Origin of the sequence: Pseudomonas sp. T1.Ur, from assembly GCF_023516725.1 — a bacterium.
Lineage (GTDB): Bacteria > Pseudomonadota > Gammaproteobacteria > Pseudomonadales > Pseudomonadaceae > Aquipseudomonas > Aquipseudomonas alvandae.
This window is the reverse complement of record NZ_JAMGSN010000001.1, coordinates 758011-774974: the sequence shown is the minus strand read 5'-3', so window position 1 is coordinate 774974 and position 16964 is coordinate 758011. Positions and strand designations below refer to the sequence as shown.

Sequence of the window (16964 nt, the reverse complement as noted above, 5' to 3'; positions counted from 1 at the left end):
TCACTCAAGGAAAAATGTAGTAATAACCACAACATTTTTCGAAAATACCGATTCCGAGTGGTGGTCCGTCGGAGCCATCAGTAGGATAGGCCACCGCAAAGGGTCGTATCAAAGACCCGCCTCTCTAGGAATCTTGTATGGACCGCGTGCGAAATCTACTGGAGCAGATCCAGAGTCGCCTGGAAGACCTGAACAAGGCCGAACGCAAGGTGGCCGAAGTGATCCTGCTCAACCCACAGCAGGCAACCCGTTTCAGCATCGCCGCCCTCGCCCAGGCCGCTTCGGTCAGCGAACCGACCGTCAACCGCTTCTGCCGCTCGTTCGGTGTCAGCGGTTACCCGGAGCTCAAGCTGCAGCTGGCCCAAAGCCTGGCCAGCGGCGCGGCCTATGTCAGCCGCGCGGTAGAGGCCGACGACAACCCGGAAGCCTACACCCAGAAAATCTTTGGCAGTGCCATTGCCTCATTGGACAGTGCCTGCCAGGCCCTTGATCCAAATTTGATCAGTCGCGCGGTGGATTTGCTGATCCAGGCCCGGCAGATCCACTTCTTCGGCCTCGGCGCCTCGGCCCCGGTGGCACTGGATGCCCAGCACAAGTTCTTCCGCTTCAACCTGGCGGTGACCGCCCACGCCGACGTGCTGATGCAACGCATGATCGCCTCGGTGGCCCACACCGGTGAGTTGTTCGTGATCATTTCCTACACCGGGCGCACCCGCGAGCTGGTGGAAGTGGCGCGCATCGCCCGGGAGAACGGCGCATCGGTGCTCGGACTGACCGCCGAAGGCTCGCCGCTGGCCAAGGCCAGCACCTTGAGCCTGAATATTCCGCTGCCGGAAGACACGGACATCTACATGCCAATGACGTCGCGGATCATCCAGCTCACCGTGCTGGACGTGCTCGCCACCGGCATGACCCTGCGCCGGGGCGTGGACTTCCAGCCGCACCTGCGCAAGATCAAGGAAAGCCTGAATGCCAGCCGGTATCCGGTGGGGGATGAGTTCAACTGATTCGGTCCGGAACTTTGGGTGCCTGATAGACCGTCATCGCGAGCAAGCTCGCTCCCACAGGGGTTTCATGAACGCCAGAGAACCCATGTAGGAGCGAGCTTGCTCGCGATGACGGCAGCCGCCAGACCGGAGATCCAGAGCTAAGCCCCCGCCCGCGCCTGCAAACTCAAATGCGCCCGCTCCCCCGGCGCCAGGCACAGGCTGTCGGTGCCGCCACTGGCCGCTTCGACGCAGACGAATTCGTTGACCTCATCCCAACTCACCCCCAGCAACGGCCGTGCGCCCGGATGCCAGACCACGGTGTCGGCAGTGTCACCGGTGTCGATGCACAGTTCGCGTTGCCAGGCGTGGTCCTTGAGCTGCAATTCCCCTTCGTGCTGGAACACCCGCTGGCAGCCACCGTCCACCCGCAACTCGCCTTGCTGCCGGCAAATCTCACGGTTCAATTGGTCATAACCCTGTGCACCTTCGAGCCCAGACAGCGCTACCTCACCGACGTCGCCAATACGCCAATAGGCGTGCAACGCCTGGCTCAACTGGCAAGGCAAGCTGTCCTGATGCTCGGTGCTCAAGCGCAGCTCCATGCGCTCGCCCAGGTCGGCATGCAGGTCCACTTGCCAGTCGCACAATTGCAATTGCCAGTGCAAATGCACGCCGTCGTCATCGCTGCGGCTGTCGAGCAGTTTCCAATTGATCAAACGCGCCCAGCCATGGGACGGCCAGGCATTCTCGCTCGGATGGCGGCCATACCAAGGCCAGCACACCGGTACGCCGCCGCGTATGGCACCGACCTGCGGCCACTTCGCCGCGCACCACAGCCAGGGTTTCTGGCCGCGCGGCTGGAAGTGCAGCAACTGCGCACCCTGGCGACTGAAAACCGCCTGGCACAGCGGATGATCGATGACCAACACATCACGCTGCCGATAGCGCTCCCACGCAAACACCGGACGCTCGCGCAAGGATTTGAAAAAGCGTTGTAGCGGATGCTCATGCATGGGCCGCGGTCCTGGAAATCATTGAGTTGCTCATCTGCTTTTGTGGCGAGGGAACTTGCTCCCGCTCGGCCCTGTAGGAGCTGTCGAGCGAAGCGAGGCTGCGATCTTTCCACAGCCCATTGAATCGAGAGCGAAAGATCACAATCAAAAGATCGTCCGAACGCGGCCCGAGCCTTCGCCAGCGCCTACAGAACCCAGCGGGAGCAAGCTCCCTCGCCCCAGATTCATGCCCGCCATCTCACAAAAAAAAGCGGACAGCCTTGGCCGTCCGCAAATATGCGCACATAGAGAGGAGCTTATCGCAACAGCGTTAGAACACCGACTGAATTTTCAGACCGGCGACCAAGGCGTTATCGACCTCGTCAACACCGCCCGGGTGGGTGATGTATTGCAGGTTCGGACGTACGGTCAGCCAGTTGGTCACGTGCACGCCGTAGTTGAGTTCGTAGTTGTACTCAGTGCTACGCAGTGGCGCGAACAGTGGATCGTTGTAGTCAGTGACGCCGTTGGCGGCATTGGTCAGCTCGGCGTTTCTCTTCACGTCTTCGTTGACGTGGATACGGGAGAAACCAATCCCGATGTCATCCTTCGGACGTGCGTCGAACGGCCCTTTGTACACGAACATCAACGACTGGTAGTTGTCGACGACGTTGGTGTCCTTGTCGTGGAAGGTCGCGTTGGCCGCGATGTTCAGGCCGCGGGAAGCGTCGCCGTTGTGAGTGGTGAGTTGCTGTTGCGCCACGAACCAGTAGCCGTGCTTGCTGTCGTGACTGCGGTAGGCGTTGCCGGTGGTGGCGGCATCGTTGCCGTCTTCGTCTTCACGGACGTCGTTGGCGTCAGCCGTACTCTTGTAGTAACCGACGCGGTATTCGCCCGGCAGGTTGTTGACCTTCGGCGACCAGACCAGTTCGACAGGAATGACGGTACCTTTGGTGCCGCTGCCGCTGAGCTTGAAGCCGTTGCCGTGCTCCAGCTGCGATGGGTTCTGGTTGTACGCACCGATTTGCGCGTAGAACTCAGGCGTGATGTTGTACTTCACGCGGATCGCGGCCTGGCTGACTGGCCAGTTGTACCAGATACCGGTCGCCCAGTTACCCACCTGGGAGCCGCAGAACGCCAGGTTCTGGAATTCGCAAGGGAAGGTGTTGAAGTCTTCGCCTTCGCCGAAGTAACCGGCCTTGACGTCCAGCTTGCCGTCGAGGAACTGGTGCTTGATCCACAATTGGGTCAGACGAACCATGTGGCCACGGCCGTAGACTTCCTGGGAAGAACTCAAGGTGCCCGCGCGTGGGTCACCGACACGGTCGTTGGAGATGTTCTGACCGTTACGGTTGGTCAGCTGGATCTTGGCCTGGGTGTTATCCCAGCCCCACAGCTTTTCCAGGTCCAGCGCCACGCCCAGGCCGAACTGGTCGGCGTAACGCGCGGTCTTGTCGTTGTTGTAGCCACCGTGCAAGTTGCCGCCCACCTCGCCGACGTAGTCGGCCTTGATGTCGATACCCTGCTCGATCAGTTTGGTCCGTTCACCGCCCCAGTCGCCCGTCATCCACTGCGAATCGGCGCTGAACGCGTCGGCAGCCTGTGCGCTACCGGCCAGCATCATCGCCGCAACGGCTGACAACTGGCAGATAAGCTGGGCATTGTTTTTCTTCTTCATCCCTACATCCTCGTCTTTATTGTTATTAACTGTTTTTATCTAACGCGGTTTACAACGATTGCGATGGATGGTCCCCCACTCACCGCATACTCCTTTTTCCGTGGGAGCGAGCTTGCTCGCGATAGCGGTGTGTCATTCACTTCAGCCGCAACTGATGTACCGCCATCGCGAGCAAGCTCGCTCCCACATATGTTCATCATCGGCCCTTGAACTGCGCCACATTGGCGGGCCGGTCTCCGGCCTGCGGCTGCGCGGCCACGCCGAGGCGCTCGCCGGACTTGGCGTCGAACAGCAACACTTTCGCCGGATCGAATTGCAACGTCAGGGTCTCCCCCGGCTGCGGTGCCACGTCCGGCGCCAGTCGGCAGCAGACCTTGGTGTCGTTGAGATTGACGAACACCAGGGTGTCCGGACCGGTAGGCTCGGTGACCTGGACTTCAGCGCGAATGGTTGGCAAACCGTTCGGCTCGTTGCCGGCCAGCACGATCTGCTCCGGCCGCAGGCCAAGGATCACTTCACGATCTTCCAGGCCGGCGTCCTGCATGCCCAGCGGCAACTCGCAACGGGCCTGGCCGCTGTCGAGCAAGGCCAGCAGGCGACCGTCCTTGCGTTGCAGGCGCAGCGGGATGAAGTTCATCGGCGGCGAACCGATGAAGCTCGCCACGAACAGGTTGGCCGGGTTGTTGTAGATGTCCTTCGGCGTGCCGAACTGCTGGATGATCCCGTCCTTCATCACCGCCACTTTGTCGCCCAGGGTCATCGCTTCGATCTGGTCGTGGGTCACGTAGACCGTGGTGGTTTTCAGGCGCTGGTGCATCAGTTTCATTTCGGTGCGCATCTCGACCCGCAGCTTGGCGTCGAGGTTGGACAGCGGCTCGTCGAACAGGTAGATCTTCGGCCGCCGCGCCAAGGCCCGGCCCATCGCAACGCGCTGCTGCTGGCCACCGGAGAGCTGGCCGGGCTTGCGGTTGAGCAGGTGCTCGATCTGCAACAGCTTGGCGACCCGCGCCACTTCTTCGTTGATGTCCGACTGTTTCATCTTGCGAATCTTCAGGCCGAACTCGATGTTCTCGCGCACGCTCATGGTCGGGTACAGCGCGTAGGACTGGAACACCATGGCGATGTCGCGATCCTTCGGGCTCATGCCGCTGACGTCCTGGTCGCCGATCATGATCGCGCCGCCGGTGATGGTCTCGAGGCCGGCGATGCAGTTCATCAGGGTCGATTTGCCGCAACCCGACGGGCCTACAAGGATCAGGAATTCGCCTTCCTTGATCGACAACTGGATGTCTTTCAAGGTGTCGGGCAGGCCCGCACCGTAGGTCTTGTTTACATTGCGAAGTTCAAGCGTAGCCATGATTACCCCTTGACCGCGCCAGCCGTGAGGCCGCGCACGAAATACTTGCCTGCGATCACATAGACCAGCAGGGTCGGCAGCCCGGCGATCATCGCCGCCGCCATGTCCACGTTATATTCCTTGGCCCCGGTGCTGGTGTTGACCAGGTTGTTCAGCGCCACCGTGATGGGCTGGGAGTCGCCGCTGGAGAACACCACGCCGAACAGGAAGTCGTTCCAGATCTGGGTGAACTGCCAGATCAGGCAGACCATGATGATCGGCGTCGACATCGGCAGGATGATGCGGCGGAAGATCGTGAAGAACCCGGCCCCATCGAGGCGCGCAGCCTTCACCAGCGCATCGGGAATGCTCACGTAGTAGTTGCGGAAGAACAGCGTGGTGAACGCCAGGCCGTAGACGACGTGGACAAACACCAGGCCGGTGGTGGTGCTGGCCAGGCCCATCTTGCCGAGGGTGAACGAGGCCGGCAGCAGCACGGTCTGGAACGGCAGGAAGCAACCGAACAGCAGCAGGCCGAAGAACAACTGCGACCCACGGAAGCGCCACATCGACAGCACGTACCCGTTCAACGCGCCGATGGCAGTGGAAATCAGCACCGCCGGCACGGTGATCTTGATCGAGTTCCAGAAGTAGCCGTTGACCGTGGCCCAGGCCTTGACCCAGCCGATGCCGCTGACCACGGTCGGCCAGCTCAGCAGGTTACCGGTGCTGATGTCTTCCGGCGTCTTGAAGCTGGTCAACAGCATGACCACCAGCGGCACCAGGTAAAGCAGTACCGCGAGGATCAGCACCGCGTAGATCGCGATGCGGCTCAGGCTGATGGAAGGTTTCGCAGCGAGACTAGTCATGACGCTTGGCCCTCAGCTCGGAATACAGGTAAGGCACGATGATCGCGAGGATCGCACCGAGCATCAGGATTGCACTGGCCGAGCCCATGCCCATCTGGCCGCGACTGAAGGTGAACGAGTACATGAACATCGCCGGCAAGTCGGAGGAGTAACCCGGGCCACCGGCCGTCATGGCCGCCACCAGGTCGAAGCTCTTGATTGCGATGTGTGCCAGGATCATCACGGCGCTGAAGAACACCGGACGCAAGCTCGGCAGCACCACTTTCCAGTAGATGCGCGGCATGCTCGCGCCATCGATCTGCGCGGCGCGGATGATCGACTGGTCCACGCCACGCAGGCCGGCCAGGAACATCGCCATGATGAAGCCCGAGGCCTGCCAGACGGCAGCGATCACCAGGCAATACACCACGCGATCAGGGTCGATCAGCCAGTCCAGGCGGAAGCCTTCCCAACCCCAGTCACGCAACAATTTGTCCAGGCCCATGCCCGGGTTGAGCAGCCATTTCCAGGCGGTACCGGTGACGATCATCGAGAGCGCCATCGGGTACAGGTAAATGGTGCGGATGAAACCTTCGCGACGGATACGCTGGTCGAGGAACACCGCCAGCAGCACGCCGATGACCAGGGTAATGCCGATGAACATGCCACCGAACACGGCGAGGTTCTTGCTGGCTACCCACCAGCGGTCGTTGTCCCACAGCCGTGCGTATTGCGCCAGGCCCGCCCATTTGTAGGTGGGCAGGAAAGTCGACGTGGTGAACGACAGGACGAACGTCCACAGGATGTAGCCATAGAAGCCCACCAGGACGATGAACATGCTCGGCGCCAGCACCAGTTTTGGTAGCCAGCGCTGCAATGCATCGAACGGCGAGGCCTTGCTGAACACAGCAACAGAACTCATGGGAAGATCCAAAACAAAGAATAAGGACTAAGAGCAGCTACAAGCTACAAGCTGCAAGCTAAAGCCGTGCCCACTTGCAGCTTGCAGCTTGCAGCTTGCCGCTTTACTTGGCCGACTGAACCGCTGCGCCCAATTTCTTGGCGGCATCGGCCGGGTCGGCTTTCGGGTCGTTGATGTAGTTGGTCACGACGTCAAAGAACGCGCCTTGTACCGCCAATGTGGTCGCCATGTTGTGCGCCATGCTTGGCTGCAGGCCGCCGCTCTTGGCGTCTGCCAGGAAGTCCTTGGCGGCGGTCTGGGCGCAGGAGTCGAAACCGTACTTGCCCATGTCGGCCAGCATGTCGTTGCGCACCGGGATCGAGCCCTTGTTGATGCTGAAGACTTTCTGGAAGTTCTCACCCAGCACGACCTTGGCGATATCCTGCTGCCCCGCCGAAGTGCCTGCGTCCTTCTGCTTGAACACCGCCAGGGAGTCGATGTTGTAGGTGAAGGCCTTGTCAGTGCCTGGGAACGCTACGCACTCGTAGTCCTTGCCGGCGACTTTCTTCGCCGCGGTCCACTCGCTCTTGGCCCAGTCACCCATGATCTGCATGCCGGCCTTGCCGTTGATGACCTTGGCCGCTTCCAGGTTCCAGTCCTGGCCCTTGCCGTCGGCGTCCATGTAGGTCGCGACTTTCTTCAGCTCGGTCAATGCCTTGACCATTTCCGGACCGGTCAGCGCCTTGTTGTCCAGGTCGACCAGGGCTTTCTTGTAGCCATCAGCGCCCATGACCGAGAGCACCACCGCTTCGAACACGGTGCTGTCCTGCCATGGCTGGCCACCGTGGGCCAGGGGAATGAAGCCTGCGGCCTTGAGCTTGTCACCGGCGGCGTAGAACTCTTCGAGGGTGGTCGGGTTCTTGGTGATGCCGGCTTTCTTGAAGACTTCCGGGTTGATCCACAGCCAGTTGACGCGGTGGATATTCACCGGCACGGCGACGTAGTCACCGTCGTACTTCACGGTGTCGGAGACTTTCTTGTCGAGCAGGCTGTCCCACTTTTCCGCCTTGGAAACGTCCTTGAGGACGTCGGTGTCGAGCAGGCCAGTGGTTGCCCATTCCTGGATGTCCGGACCCTTGATCTGGGCGACGCCCGGTGGGTTGCCAGCCACGGCGCGGCTCTTGAGCACGGTCATGGCAGTGGAACCGCCACCGCCGGCGACAGCGCCGTCCTTCCAGGTAAAGCCGTCTTTTTCTACCTGGGCCTTGAGCACATCGACCGCGGCTTTTTCGCCACCCGACGTCCACCAGTGGACGACTTCCACGGAACCTTTCGATTCGGCGGCCAGGGCGCTGACAGGGAATGCTGCGACGGGAAGCAAGGAAGCAAGAGAAATGACAGTAGCGAGGCGAGAAATCGCATTCATCTAGAAGTACCTTTCTTGTTGTTATGCATGCAAGTCTGGTGCTTGCGCTGCATGGATTCTAATCAGGGGTTATCCCTTCGCAGGTAACGAAGGGACGCGGATATGTCACTGCATGGTTACACAGGCGCGGGAGCGGATAACCTCGCCAACGCAGACGCCATGCTGGGCGCCAGGGGAAGCCGAGGTATCAGCACGGCTTGCCAGGCGTGGTAAAGGTCCGGCTTGCCCGGCCAGATGTCGGCGCTGGGGCGGTTTTGTGGATCGAGTTCGTGGTGCCAGCTGCCGTCGCAGCGATCGATGAAATGTTTGTCACAGAATTCCCAGAAGCGCCGGTACCAGGCTTCGTATTGTGCCTCGTCGGTACGCTTGAGCAGCGCGCTGGCGGCTGCCGCCGCTTCGGCATGCACCCAATGCAGGCGATGGCGAACCACGGCGCGGTTGTCCCAGTCCAGGGTATAAACAATGCCCGGCGCGCCATCGACGTCCCAGCCGTGGCGGCAGTTCTGGTCGAAGAGTTTTTGCGCGTCCTGGGCCAGCCAGCCCGGCGTCAGCATGCCGATCTGGACGCGCGCGGCTTCGAGGTGCAGCAGTAGCCGCGCCCATTCGAAACCATGGCCGGGCGTGGTGCCGTATGGGCGGAAACCATCGGCCGGGTTGTCGTGGTTGTACTCGCGCAGCGGCTGCCAGTGGCGGTCGAAATGCTCGACGACCCTGTAGTCGTTGGCGGCCGCATGCCCATGGATGACGCGCTCGACGATGCGCAGGGCCCGGGCCAGCCAGCGCGGGTCGTCCGTGGCATCGGCCAGGGCCAGGAAGGCTTCGGTGGCGTGCATGTTGCTGTTGGCGCCGCGATAGGCTTCTTCTTCGCGCCAGTCGCGGTTGAAGGATTCGCGCAAGGCACCCTCTTCTTCACACCAGAAATGCTCGTCGATGATCCGCACGGCTTCCTTGAGCAGGGCCTCGGCGCCGGGGCGCTGGGCCACCACCGCAGAGCTGGCGGCCAGGGCAACGAAAGCGTGCAGGTAGGCGGCTTTGCCGGTTTCGTTTTCAGCCGGATTGGCCGTGGCGAACCAACCGCCATGCTCGGCATCGCGCAGCGGCCCCATGAGGGCTTGCACGCCATGATCCACCAGCTCGACAAACCCCGGCAGGCCTTGGATGTGGGCCATGGCGAAGCTGTGGGTCATGCGCGCGGTGTTCATGGTTTCGGCGCGGGCATCGGCGGGCAGGCGACCCAGTTCGTCCAGGTTGCCGAAACCGTCCGGCAGCTTCGAGGCCTTGGCAAACGCCAGCAGCCGCAAGCCTTCGGCGGCAAGCCATTGCTGGTGGGCAGGCGCGTTCAACCAACTGCTGAACGCCGGTTGGAAGGTGTCCATCGACGTGACCTTTTTTGTTGTTTTGACCCAGGGAGTCTAAACAAGGGAGGGGCGGCGGCAGGTAACGAAAGGGGCGAGTTATGTCACCGAGCTGTGACATTTGGCTGGGAGAGATGGGTTGAGGCGACTGGCGCCATCGTCGGAACGCCGCCCGGAGCAAGCTCGCTCCCACACTGGATCTTCGGCGTTCACAAACCCTGTGGGAGCGAGCTTGCTCGCGATGAACGATGACGCGGTCCAATCAATCCACACTGCGAGGCAACTGCAACGTCACCCGCAACCCGCCCTCGCGCAGATTCTGCAGGCTGACTTCGCCGCCATGGCTGTGGGCAATGTTGCGGGCGATGCCCAGTCCCAAGCCGTAACCCTGCTGCTGCCCGGCCAGGCGAAAGTGCGGCTCGAAGACCTGTTCGAGACGCTGTTCCGGCACGCCCGGGCCTTCGTCGTCGACGTGCAGGATGAACGCTGTTTCATCGTCATCGATGTGCAGGTGGGCCCGCTGTCCGTATTTCAAGGCGTTGTCGATCAGGTTGCCGATGCAGCGCTTGAGGGCCAGCGGCTTGCCGGGATACGGCGCCAGCGCCCGACCATCCTGGGTGACCCGGCCGTTACCGTTGGGCGCCAGGTAAGGCTCCACCAGGCAATCCAGCACATGATTGAGGTCCACCGGCTCGATGTTCTCGTGGATGTCGGTGTCCTTGACGCATTGCAACGCGCCCTTGACCAGCAACTCCAGCTCGTCGAGGTCACGGCCAAACTTGGCTTGCAGGTTTTCATCCTCCAGCAGCTCGACCCGCAACCGCAGCCGCGTAATGGGCGTGCGCAAGTCATGGGAAATCGCACTGAACAACTGGCTGCGCTCGGTCAGGTAGCGGCTGATGCGCTCGCGCATGGCATTGAATGCCCGGCCGACTTCCACCACCTCACTGCCGCCACCCTCGGCCACCGGCTGCACTTCAGCGCCGAGGGACATGTCCCGCGCCGCCCGGGCCAGGCGCTTGAGTGGCCGGCTCTGCCAGTGCACCAGCAAGCCGATGAACAACAGCAACAGGCTACTGGTGAGCACGATGAAACCCACCTGCTGCTTGGGCAGGTCCTGCTCTTCGAGGCTGGTATAGGGCTCGGGCAGCAGCGAGGCGATGTACAGCCATTCACCCGGCGCCATCTGGATCTGCGTGACCAGCACCGGCGGATTCACCGGCTCAAGCGTCAGGGCGTAATGGGCCCAGGAGCGCGGCAGCTCATCGAGTTTCAGGCCGCCGTTGAAGATCCGAAGGTCTTCGGGGCTGACGAACTTGACGGAGATGTCGGCGTTGTTGCCCAGGGAGCGCCGCAGCACTTCATCCACCGCCTGGAGCACCGCCAGTTTGCGTGGCGTCACGGGCAACACGTCCATGCCCAACGGCTTGTCATTGAGGGTGACGACGAATCGTGTACCGCCCATGCTGCGCAATTGATCCAGCACCAAGGGCCGATAGGCCACCGGCAGCGAACGCAGATAGCTGACCGTGGCGGTCATCGAATGGGCGAGGCTGCGGGCGCTGGTGACCAGGCCTTCGAGCTGGGTGGCGCGCAATTGCGAAACCCAGATCAGGCTCGACAGCGTCTGGGCGAATAGCACGACCAGCAAGGTCAACAGCAGCATCCGCCCGAGCAACGAGCGCGGCACCGGTATCCGCCGGACGATTTTCCTGATCGCTTCAGTGACCATTGCTGGCAACCACACTGGCCGCCAATTGATAACCGCTGCCGCGCACCGTGCGAATCAACCGCGGCGGCTTGTCCGTGTCGCGCAGGCGCTGACGCAGGCGACTCACCGCCATGTCGACGATCCGGTCCAGGGGCATCAGTTCACGCCCCCGCGTCGCGTTGCCGATGGTGTCGCGGTCGAGGATTTCCTGGGGATGATCGAGGAACAGCTTGAGCAAGGCGAAGTCGGCGCCGGAGAGGATCACTTCTTCGCCATCGGTGTGGAACAGGCGATGGCTGATCATGTCCAGCCGCCACTCGTCGAAGGCCAGCACGTCGCCGCCCGACCGTTCCTGGCCGAACTGTGCCCGGCGCAGCAGCGCCTTGATACGCGCCTGCAATTCACGCGGGCTGAACGGCTTGCCCAGGTAATCATCGGCCCCCAGCTCCAGGCCAATGACCCGGTCGGCCTCATCGGAACTGGCGGTGAGCATGATGATCGGCACATGGGCCTGGCGCGGGTGCTCGCGAACCCAGCGGCAAAGGCTGAAGCCGTCTTCGTCGGGCAGCATCACATCGAGGATCACCAGATCGCTCGGCGCCTCGTTCAAGGCCTGGCGAAACCCGGCGCCGTCAGGCGTGGTGCGCACCTGGAAACCCGCACGGCTGAGGTAAGTGTCCAGCAGTTCGCGAATCTCCTGGTCGTCGTCGACCAACAAAATCGATTTGTTCACTGAACTCACGGGGCCTCGTCCTTGTTGTTTGGATTGGGGGCGATTATGCCTGATGGATGAGGACTACAAACACACCACAAAACACACTACAAAACCCTGTGGGAGCGAGCTTGCTCGCGATAACGGTGCATCAGTCAGCATCAATGGCGACTGACACTCCGCTATCGCGAGCAAGCTCGCTCCCACAGGGGATCATCTTTCAAACGGGAGTCGACTGCTCCAACGCCACGCCCGCGCCCATCAGGCCGGAGTACGGCGCCGTCACCAACCAGACCGGAATGCCCTTGAAATAATCGCTCATGCAGCCCTTGTCGGCGAAGGACTTGGCGAAACCGCTTTCAACGAAGAAATCGGCAAACCGCGGGACGACGCCGCCAACGATGTAGACACCGCCGCGCCCGCCCACCGTGAGTACGTTGTTGCCCGCCACGCGCCCCAGCCATCGGCAGAACTGCTCAAGGACTTCCAGCGCAACAGGGTCCCCGGCCAGGCCGGCGGCGGTAATGGATTCAGGGGTATCGAGCACCGGCTCATGACCGTCCACCGCGCAGATCGCCCGGTAGACGCGGGGCAAGCCGCTGCCACTCAGCGCGGTTTCGGCGCTGACGTGGCCGATTTCGTTGTAGATGTGTTGCCAGAGCTGGGTCTCGCGCGGACTGCTCATCGGCAGGTCGACATGGCCGCCCTCCCCCGGCAACGCCGCGAAGCGACCTTCGCCCAGGTCCAGCAGCGTCCCGACGCCCAGCCCGGTGCCCGGGCCAATCACCACCGCCGGGCGCATCGGCTCCGGCGTGCCTTGGCAGACGACCCGGTATTCATCGGGACGCAAGCAGGTCATGCCCAGGGCCATGGCGGAAAAATCGTTGACCAGCAACAGCTTCTCCACCTCCAAGGTCTTACAGAACGCCAGGTTGCTCAGTCGCCAATGGTTATTGGTGAAGCGAAACTCATCGCCACTCACGGGGCCAGCCACCGACAGGCACACCGAGCCAATCGAACCCGGCGCCATGCCCATGCCGCTCAGGTAAACCTTGATGGCATCTTCCGGGCAGGCGTAATCCGCTGTCGCCAGCACCTGGATGTTCTCCAGGTTGTGGTTCTTCCACAGGGCGAAACGCGCATTGGTCCCGCCGATGTCACCGACCAAAGCCAGTTTCAATTAATCGCCTCCAGGGCAGAAGTGAAGGCGCTGGCGCCCTGCTCTGCCGAGCTGAAGGCCATGCGCATGAAACCGAACAGCTCGCGACCGGTGCCGATGTTGTTGCCCAACAGGCCCTTGGCCGGCTCGCGCGCGGCGAATTCCTCGGCGTCCACCTTCAGTTCCAAGGTGCCTTTGACGCCATCGACGCGGATGATATCGCCCTCCTGCACCCGAGCCAACGCGCCGCCGACATAAGCTTCGGGGCTGACATGAATGGCCGCCGGGATTTTCCCCGATGCGCCGGACATGCGCCCGTCGGTGACCAGCGCCACCTTGAAGCCGCGATCCTGCAGCACGCCGAGGAACGGCGTCATTTTGTGCAGCTCAGGCATGCCGTTGGAGCGCGGGCCCTGGAAGCGCATCACCGCGACAAAATCCTTTTCCAGCAGACCGGCCTTGAACGCATCGGCCAGATCCTGCTGGTCCTGGAAGACCATGGCCGGCGCCTCGACGACCTGGTTTTCCAAGGCCACGGCCGACACCTTCATCACACCACGGCCGAGGTTGCCTTCCATCACCCGCAAGCCGCCTTCCGGCGAGAAGGCACGGGCCACCGGGCGCAGGATGTTTTCGTCGAGGCTTTCGATCGGGCCGTCGCGCCACACCAGCTCGCCATCCTCGAGGAACGGCTCCTGGGTATAGCGGCTCAAGCCGTGACCCAGCACGGTGTTGACGTTTTCGTGAAGCAGGCCGGCCTCCAGCAATTCGCGGATCAGGAAGGACATGCCGCCCGCCGCCTGGAAGTGGTTGATGTCGGCCTTGCCGTTCGGGTAGACGTGGCTCAGGGTCGGCACCACCTCGGAGAGGTCGGCCATGTCCTGCCAGGTCAGCTGGATGCCCGCCGCCATGGCAATGGCCGGCATGTGCAGGGTGTGGTTGGTGGAGCCGCCGGTGGCGTGCAGCGCAACGATGGAGTTGACCAGCGAGCGCTCGTCGACGATTTCGCCGATGGGCATGAAGTTGCCGCTCTGCTTGGTCAGGCGCGTGACCTGGAACGCCGCCTCACGGGTCAGGGCGTCGCGCAGCGGCGTGTTCGGGTTGACGAACGAAGCGCCCGGCAAGTGCAGGCCCATCACTTCCATCAGCAACTGGTTGGTGTTGGCAGTGCCGTAGAAGGTGCAGGTGCCGGGGCTGTGGTAGGACTTCATCTCCGATTCCAGCAGCTCTTCGCGGGTCGCCTTGCCTTCGGCGTAGCGCTGGCGCACGTCGGCTTTTTCCTTGTTGGAAATGCCCGAGACCATCGGCCCGCCGGGCACGAAGATCGTCGGCAGATGACCGAAGCGCAGCGCGCCCATCATCAAGCCCGGAACGATCTTGTCGCAGATGCCGAGCATCAAGGCGCCGTCGAACATGTTGTGAGACAGCGCCACCGCCGTGGACAGCGCGATCACTTCGCGGCTCGGCAGGCTCAATTCCATCCCGGCCTCGCCTTGGGTCACGCCGTCGCACATGGCCGGCGTACCGCCAGCAAACTGGCCGACCGAGCCGATCTCGCGCAGGGCTTTCTTGATTTGTTCGGGAAAGGTTTCGTACGGCTGGTGGGCCGAGAGCATGTCGTTATAGGACGACACGATGGCGATGTTGGCGGCGTTCATCATCCGCAGGTGATGCTTGTCTTCCGTGCCGCAACCGGCCACGCCATGGGCGAAGTTGGCACACTGCAGCTTGCCGCGCATCGGGCCGTCGCTGGCTGCACCGCGGATCAGTGCAAGGTAAGCCTCACGAGTAGCGCGACTGCGGGCGATAAGCCGTTCGGTGACCTCAAGTACGCGGGGATGCATAGGTAGAACTCCAGGCTAACGGGTGTGGCGACCTGATTGTCTATGCTGGTTCAAAAGCCCTTTGTACACCGCGGGAAAGACCGGGCGACAAACGGTTTTTGACCAATCGGACCAGTTGATTCAGGTCACTCGTTGTAGATAAAACAAAATATTGCCACTAAAAAGGCTTGTTTTCTATTTTTATGCGAATAATCTTGTAATTCCAACAACAAATCGACGGCGGCGCAGTTAATGACTCTTCGAATCGCAATCAATGGTTTTGGCCGCATCGGCCGCAACGTCCTCCGTGCACTGTATACCCAAGGCTATCGTCGCGACCTGCAGATCGTCGCCATCAACGACCTGGGCGACAGTGCGATCAATGCTCATCTGCTCAAGTTCGACACCGTGCACGGCACGTTCGATGCCGACGTCCAGCACGATCACGAAAGCCTGACGGTCAATGGCGACCGCATCTCGGTCAGCGCCATCCGCAACCCGGCCGAACTGCCCTGGGCCGCCGAGAAGATCGACGTGGTGTTCGAATGCACCGGCCTGTTCACCGACCGCGCCAAGGCTGCCGCCCACATCAGCGCAGGCGCCCGCAAGGTGATCATCTCGGCTCCGGCCAAGGGCGCCGATGCCACCGTCGTGTATGGCGTCAACCATGACATCCTGCGCCAGTCCCACCAGATCATCTCCAACGCGTCGTGCACCACCAACTGCCTGGCCCCGGTGGCCCAGGTGCTGCACCGCGAGCTGGGCATCGAAAGCGGCCTGATGACCACCATCCATGCCTACACCAACGACCAGAACCTGACCGACGTCTACCACAGCGACCCATACCGCGCCCGTTCGGCGACCCAGAACATGATCCCGAGCAAGACCGGCGCCGCCGAAGCGGTGGGCCTGGTGCTGCCGGAACTGGCGGGCAAGCTGACCGGCATGGCCGTGCGCGTACCGGTGATCAACGTGTCCCTGGTCGACCTCACCGTGCAGCTCAAGCGCGAAGCGTCGGCCGAAGAAGTCAACGAATTGCTGCGCCATGCCAGCCAGCATTCGAAGATCCTCGGCTACAACACCCTGCCGTTGGTCTCCAGCGATTTCAACCACAACCCGCTGTCCTCGATCTTCGACGCCAACCACACCAAGGCCAGCGGCAAGCTGCTCAAGGTATTGGCCTGGTATGACAACGAATGGGGCTTCTCCAACCGCATGCTGGATAACTGCCTGGCGTTGTGTAACGCCGAATAGTGTTCGGTACTGTAGGAGCTGCCGCAGGCTGCGATCTTTTCCGGTCCAATTGAATCGCGAGCGAAACATCAAGATCCAAAGATCGCAGCCTGCGGCAGCTCCTACAGGAAACTAGCGCTTGACCAAAAGAGTAGATGATAAGCATTATCATCTACTCGAACCGGATCGGGCCCTACCGTGAGTCAATCACGCTTTCACCACGTCTTCCTCACCCAGCGCACCCCGCTGTTGCGCACCCTCGAGCGGATGGTCAACAACCCGAGCACCGCCGAAGACTTGCTTCAGGAAACCTACTTGCGCGTCACCCGCGCCCTGAGCGAGCGCACCGTCGATCATCTCGAACCCTTTGTCTTCCAGACCGCCCGCAACCTGGCGCTGGACCATTTGCGCGCGCGGCGAATCCAGTCGCGGACCCTGGTCGATGACGTGCCGCTGGACGTCGTGAACAATGTGATCGCCCCCCAAAGCAGCGCCGAAGACGCCGCCCATGCCGAACGAATGCTCGAACGACTCAACGTCAGTTTGCGGTCCCTCAGCCCCCGCCAACAGCAAATCTTCATTCTCAGCCGGCTGCATGGCCACAGTTACCAGGACATCGCGCAACGATTGAACGTGTCCCTGAGTACCGTGCAAAAAGAATTGAAACTGATCATGGCCATCTGCGTGGGCGTGGCCGAACGCAACCCATGAATCAAGCGGCAAGCCAGGCGTTTCGGGCCGCAAGCTGGATGCAAGCTTGCCAGCCACCGCTTGCGGCTTGTAGCGTGTGCCTGCCGCCAA

At 61.8% G+C, this 16964-nt stretch carries 14 protein-coding genes; 3 read left to right on the top strand and 11 right to left on the bottom strand.

The genetic code is table 11. From position 1 onward, the window contains the following. The first annotated feature begins 146 nt into the window (after positions 1-146). Positions 147-1007, top strand: a complete 861-nt coding sequence (locus M8Q45_RS03600; RefSeq protein WP_181289374.1) for a MurR/RpiR family transcriptional regulator — start codon at positions 147-149, stop codon at positions 1005-1007. A 140-nt stretch (positions 1008-1147) separates the two neighbouring features. Here M8Q45_RS03600 and M8Q45_RS03595 read toward each other — a convergent pair whose 3' ends face one another. The 11 genes from M8Q45_RS03595 to edd form a co-directional block, all read right to left on the bottom strand. Further along, the gene (locus M8Q45_RS03595; protein ID WP_249873599.1) at positions 1148-2002 is read right to left on the bottom strand and encodes a D-hexose-6-phosphate mutarotase; all 855 of its coding nucleotides are present in this window, start codon (positions 2000-2002) and stop codon (positions 1148-1150) included. A gap of 310 nt (positions 2003-2312) precedes the next feature. Next, entirely contained in the window at positions 2313-3659 is a 1347-nt protein-coding gene (locus M8Q45_RS03590; protein WP_249873598.1) for a carbohydrate porin, read from the bottom strand. Between the two features lie 196 nt (positions 3660-3855). Further along, positions 3856-5016 carry an ABC transporter ATP-binding protein gene (locus M8Q45_RS03585; RefSeq protein ID WP_249873597.1) on the bottom strand — a complete coding sequence of 387 codons (1161 nt, stop codon included), beginning with the start codon at positions 5014-5016 and terminating at the stop codon, positions 3856-3858. 2 nt (positions 5017-5018) lie between these two features. Next, positions 5019-5864 (bottom strand): carbohydrate ABC transporter permease, encoded by an 846-nt coding sequence (locus M8Q45_RS03580; protein ID WP_030139359.1) that lies wholly within the window; start codon positions 5862-5864, stop codon positions 5019-5021. Then, positions 5857-6765 (bottom strand): carbohydrate ABC transporter permease, encoded by a 909-nt coding sequence (locus M8Q45_RS03575; RefSeq protein ID WP_030139360.1) that lies wholly within the window; start codon positions 6763-6765, stop codon positions 5857-5859. The genes M8Q45_RS03580 and M8Q45_RS03575 overlap by 8 nt, the downstream gene beginning before the upstream one ends. Positions 6766-6868: 103 nt before the next feature. Then, positions 6869-8170 (bottom strand): ABC transporter substrate-binding protein, encoded by a 1302-nt coding sequence (locus M8Q45_RS03570; RefSeq protein WP_249873596.1) that lies wholly within the window; start codon positions 8168-8170, stop codon positions 6869-6871. A 116-nt stretch (positions 8171-8286) separates the two neighbouring features. Next, a complete protein-coding gene (locus M8Q45_RS03565) occupies positions 8287-9546 on the bottom strand; it encodes a D-mannose isomerase (protein WP_249873595.1) in 1260 nt (419 codons plus the stop codon). A 241-nt stretch (positions 9547-9787) separates the two neighbouring features. Further along, positions 9788-11257 carry an ATP-binding protein gene (locus tag M8Q45_RS03560; protein ID WP_283939003.1) on the bottom strand — a complete coding sequence of 490 codons (1470 nt, stop codon included), beginning with the start codon at positions 11255-11257 and terminating at the stop codon, positions 9788-9790. Further along, positions 11247-11978 carry a response regulator gene (locus M8Q45_RS03555; RefSeq protein WP_249873594.1) on the bottom strand — a complete coding sequence of 244 codons (732 nt, stop codon included), beginning with the start codon at positions 11976-11978 and terminating at the stop codon, positions 11247-11249. The genes M8Q45_RS03560 and M8Q45_RS03555 overlap by 11 nt, the downstream gene beginning before the upstream one ends. A gap of 190 nt (positions 11979-12168) precedes the next feature. After that, positions 12169-13128 carry a glucokinase gene (locus M8Q45_RS03550; protein WP_249873593.1) on the bottom strand — a complete coding sequence of 320 codons (960 nt, stop codon included), beginning with the start codon at positions 13126-13128 and terminating at the stop codon, positions 12169-12171. Beyond that, positions 13125-14951, bottom strand: coding sequence for a phosphogluconate dehydratase (edd, locus tag M8Q45_RS03545; RefSeq protein ID WP_030139367.1), 1827 nt, complete (start codon positions 14949-14951; stop codon positions 13125-13127). The genes M8Q45_RS03550 and edd overlap by 4 nt, the downstream gene beginning before the upstream one ends. Before the next feature lie 231 nt (positions 14952-15182). Between edd and gap the strand changes: the two genes are divergently transcribed. Together gap and M8Q45_RS03535 are read left to right on the top strand one after the other, a co-directional pair. Further along, entirely contained in the window at positions 15183-16184 is a 1002-nt protein-coding gene (gene gap, locus M8Q45_RS03540; protein WP_003184623.1) for a type I glyceraldehyde-3-phosphate dehydrogenase, read from the top strand. 177 nt (positions 16185-16361) lie between these two features. Then, the gene (locus M8Q45_RS03535) at positions 16362-16874 is read left to right on the top strand and encodes an RNA polymerase sigma factor (RefSeq protein WP_249873592.1); all 513 of its coding nucleotides are present in this window, start codon (positions 16362-16364) and stop codon (positions 16872-16874) included. Positions 16875-16964 lie beyond the last annotated feature (90 nt).

What these genes read in the sequence shown, in the direction of transcription:
- M8Q45_RS03585 (WP_249873597.1), bottom strand. Translation starts at nt 5,016, where the DNA reads ATGGCTACGCTTGAACTTCGCAATGTAAACAAGACCTACGGTGCGGGC.
- M8Q45_RS03565 (WP_249873595.1), bottom strand. Translation starts at nt 9,546, where the DNA reads ATGGACACCTTCCAACCGGCGTTCAGCAGTTGGTTGAACGCGCCTGCC.
- M8Q45_RS03590 (WP_249873598.1), bottom strand. Translation starts at nt 3,659, where the DNA reads ATGAAGAAGAAAAACAATGCCCAGCTTATCTGCCAGTTGTCAGCCGTT.
- edd (WP_030139367.1), bottom strand. Translation starts at nt 14,951, where the DNA reads ATGCATCCCCGCGTACTTGAGGTCACCGAACGGCTTATCGCCCGCAGT.
- M8Q45_RS03560 (WP_283939003.1), bottom strand. Translation starts at nt 11,257, where the DNA reads ATGGTCACTGAAGCGATCAGGAAAATCGTCCGGCGGATACCGGTGCCG.
- M8Q45_RS03595 (WP_249873599.1), bottom strand. Translation starts at nt 2,002, where the DNA reads ATGCATGAGCATCCGCTACAACGCTTTTTCAAATCCTTGCGCGAGCGT.
- gap (WP_003184623.1), top strand. Translation starts at nt 15,183, where the DNA reads ATGACTCTTCGAATCGCAATCAATGGTTTTGGCCGCATCGGCCGCAAC.
- M8Q45_RS03570 (WP_249873596.1), bottom strand. Translation starts at nt 8,170, where the DNA reads ATGAATGCGATTTCTCGCCTCGCTACTGTCATTTCTCTTGCTTCCTTG.
- M8Q45_RS03575 (WP_030139360.1), bottom strand. Translation starts at nt 6,765, where the DNA reads ATGAGTTCTGTTGCTGTGTTCAGCAAGGCCTCGCCGTTCGATGCATTG.
- M8Q45_RS03580 (WP_030139359.1), bottom strand. Translation starts at nt 5,864, where the DNA reads ATGACTAGTCTCGCTGCGAAACCTTCCATCAGCCTGAGCCGCATCGCG.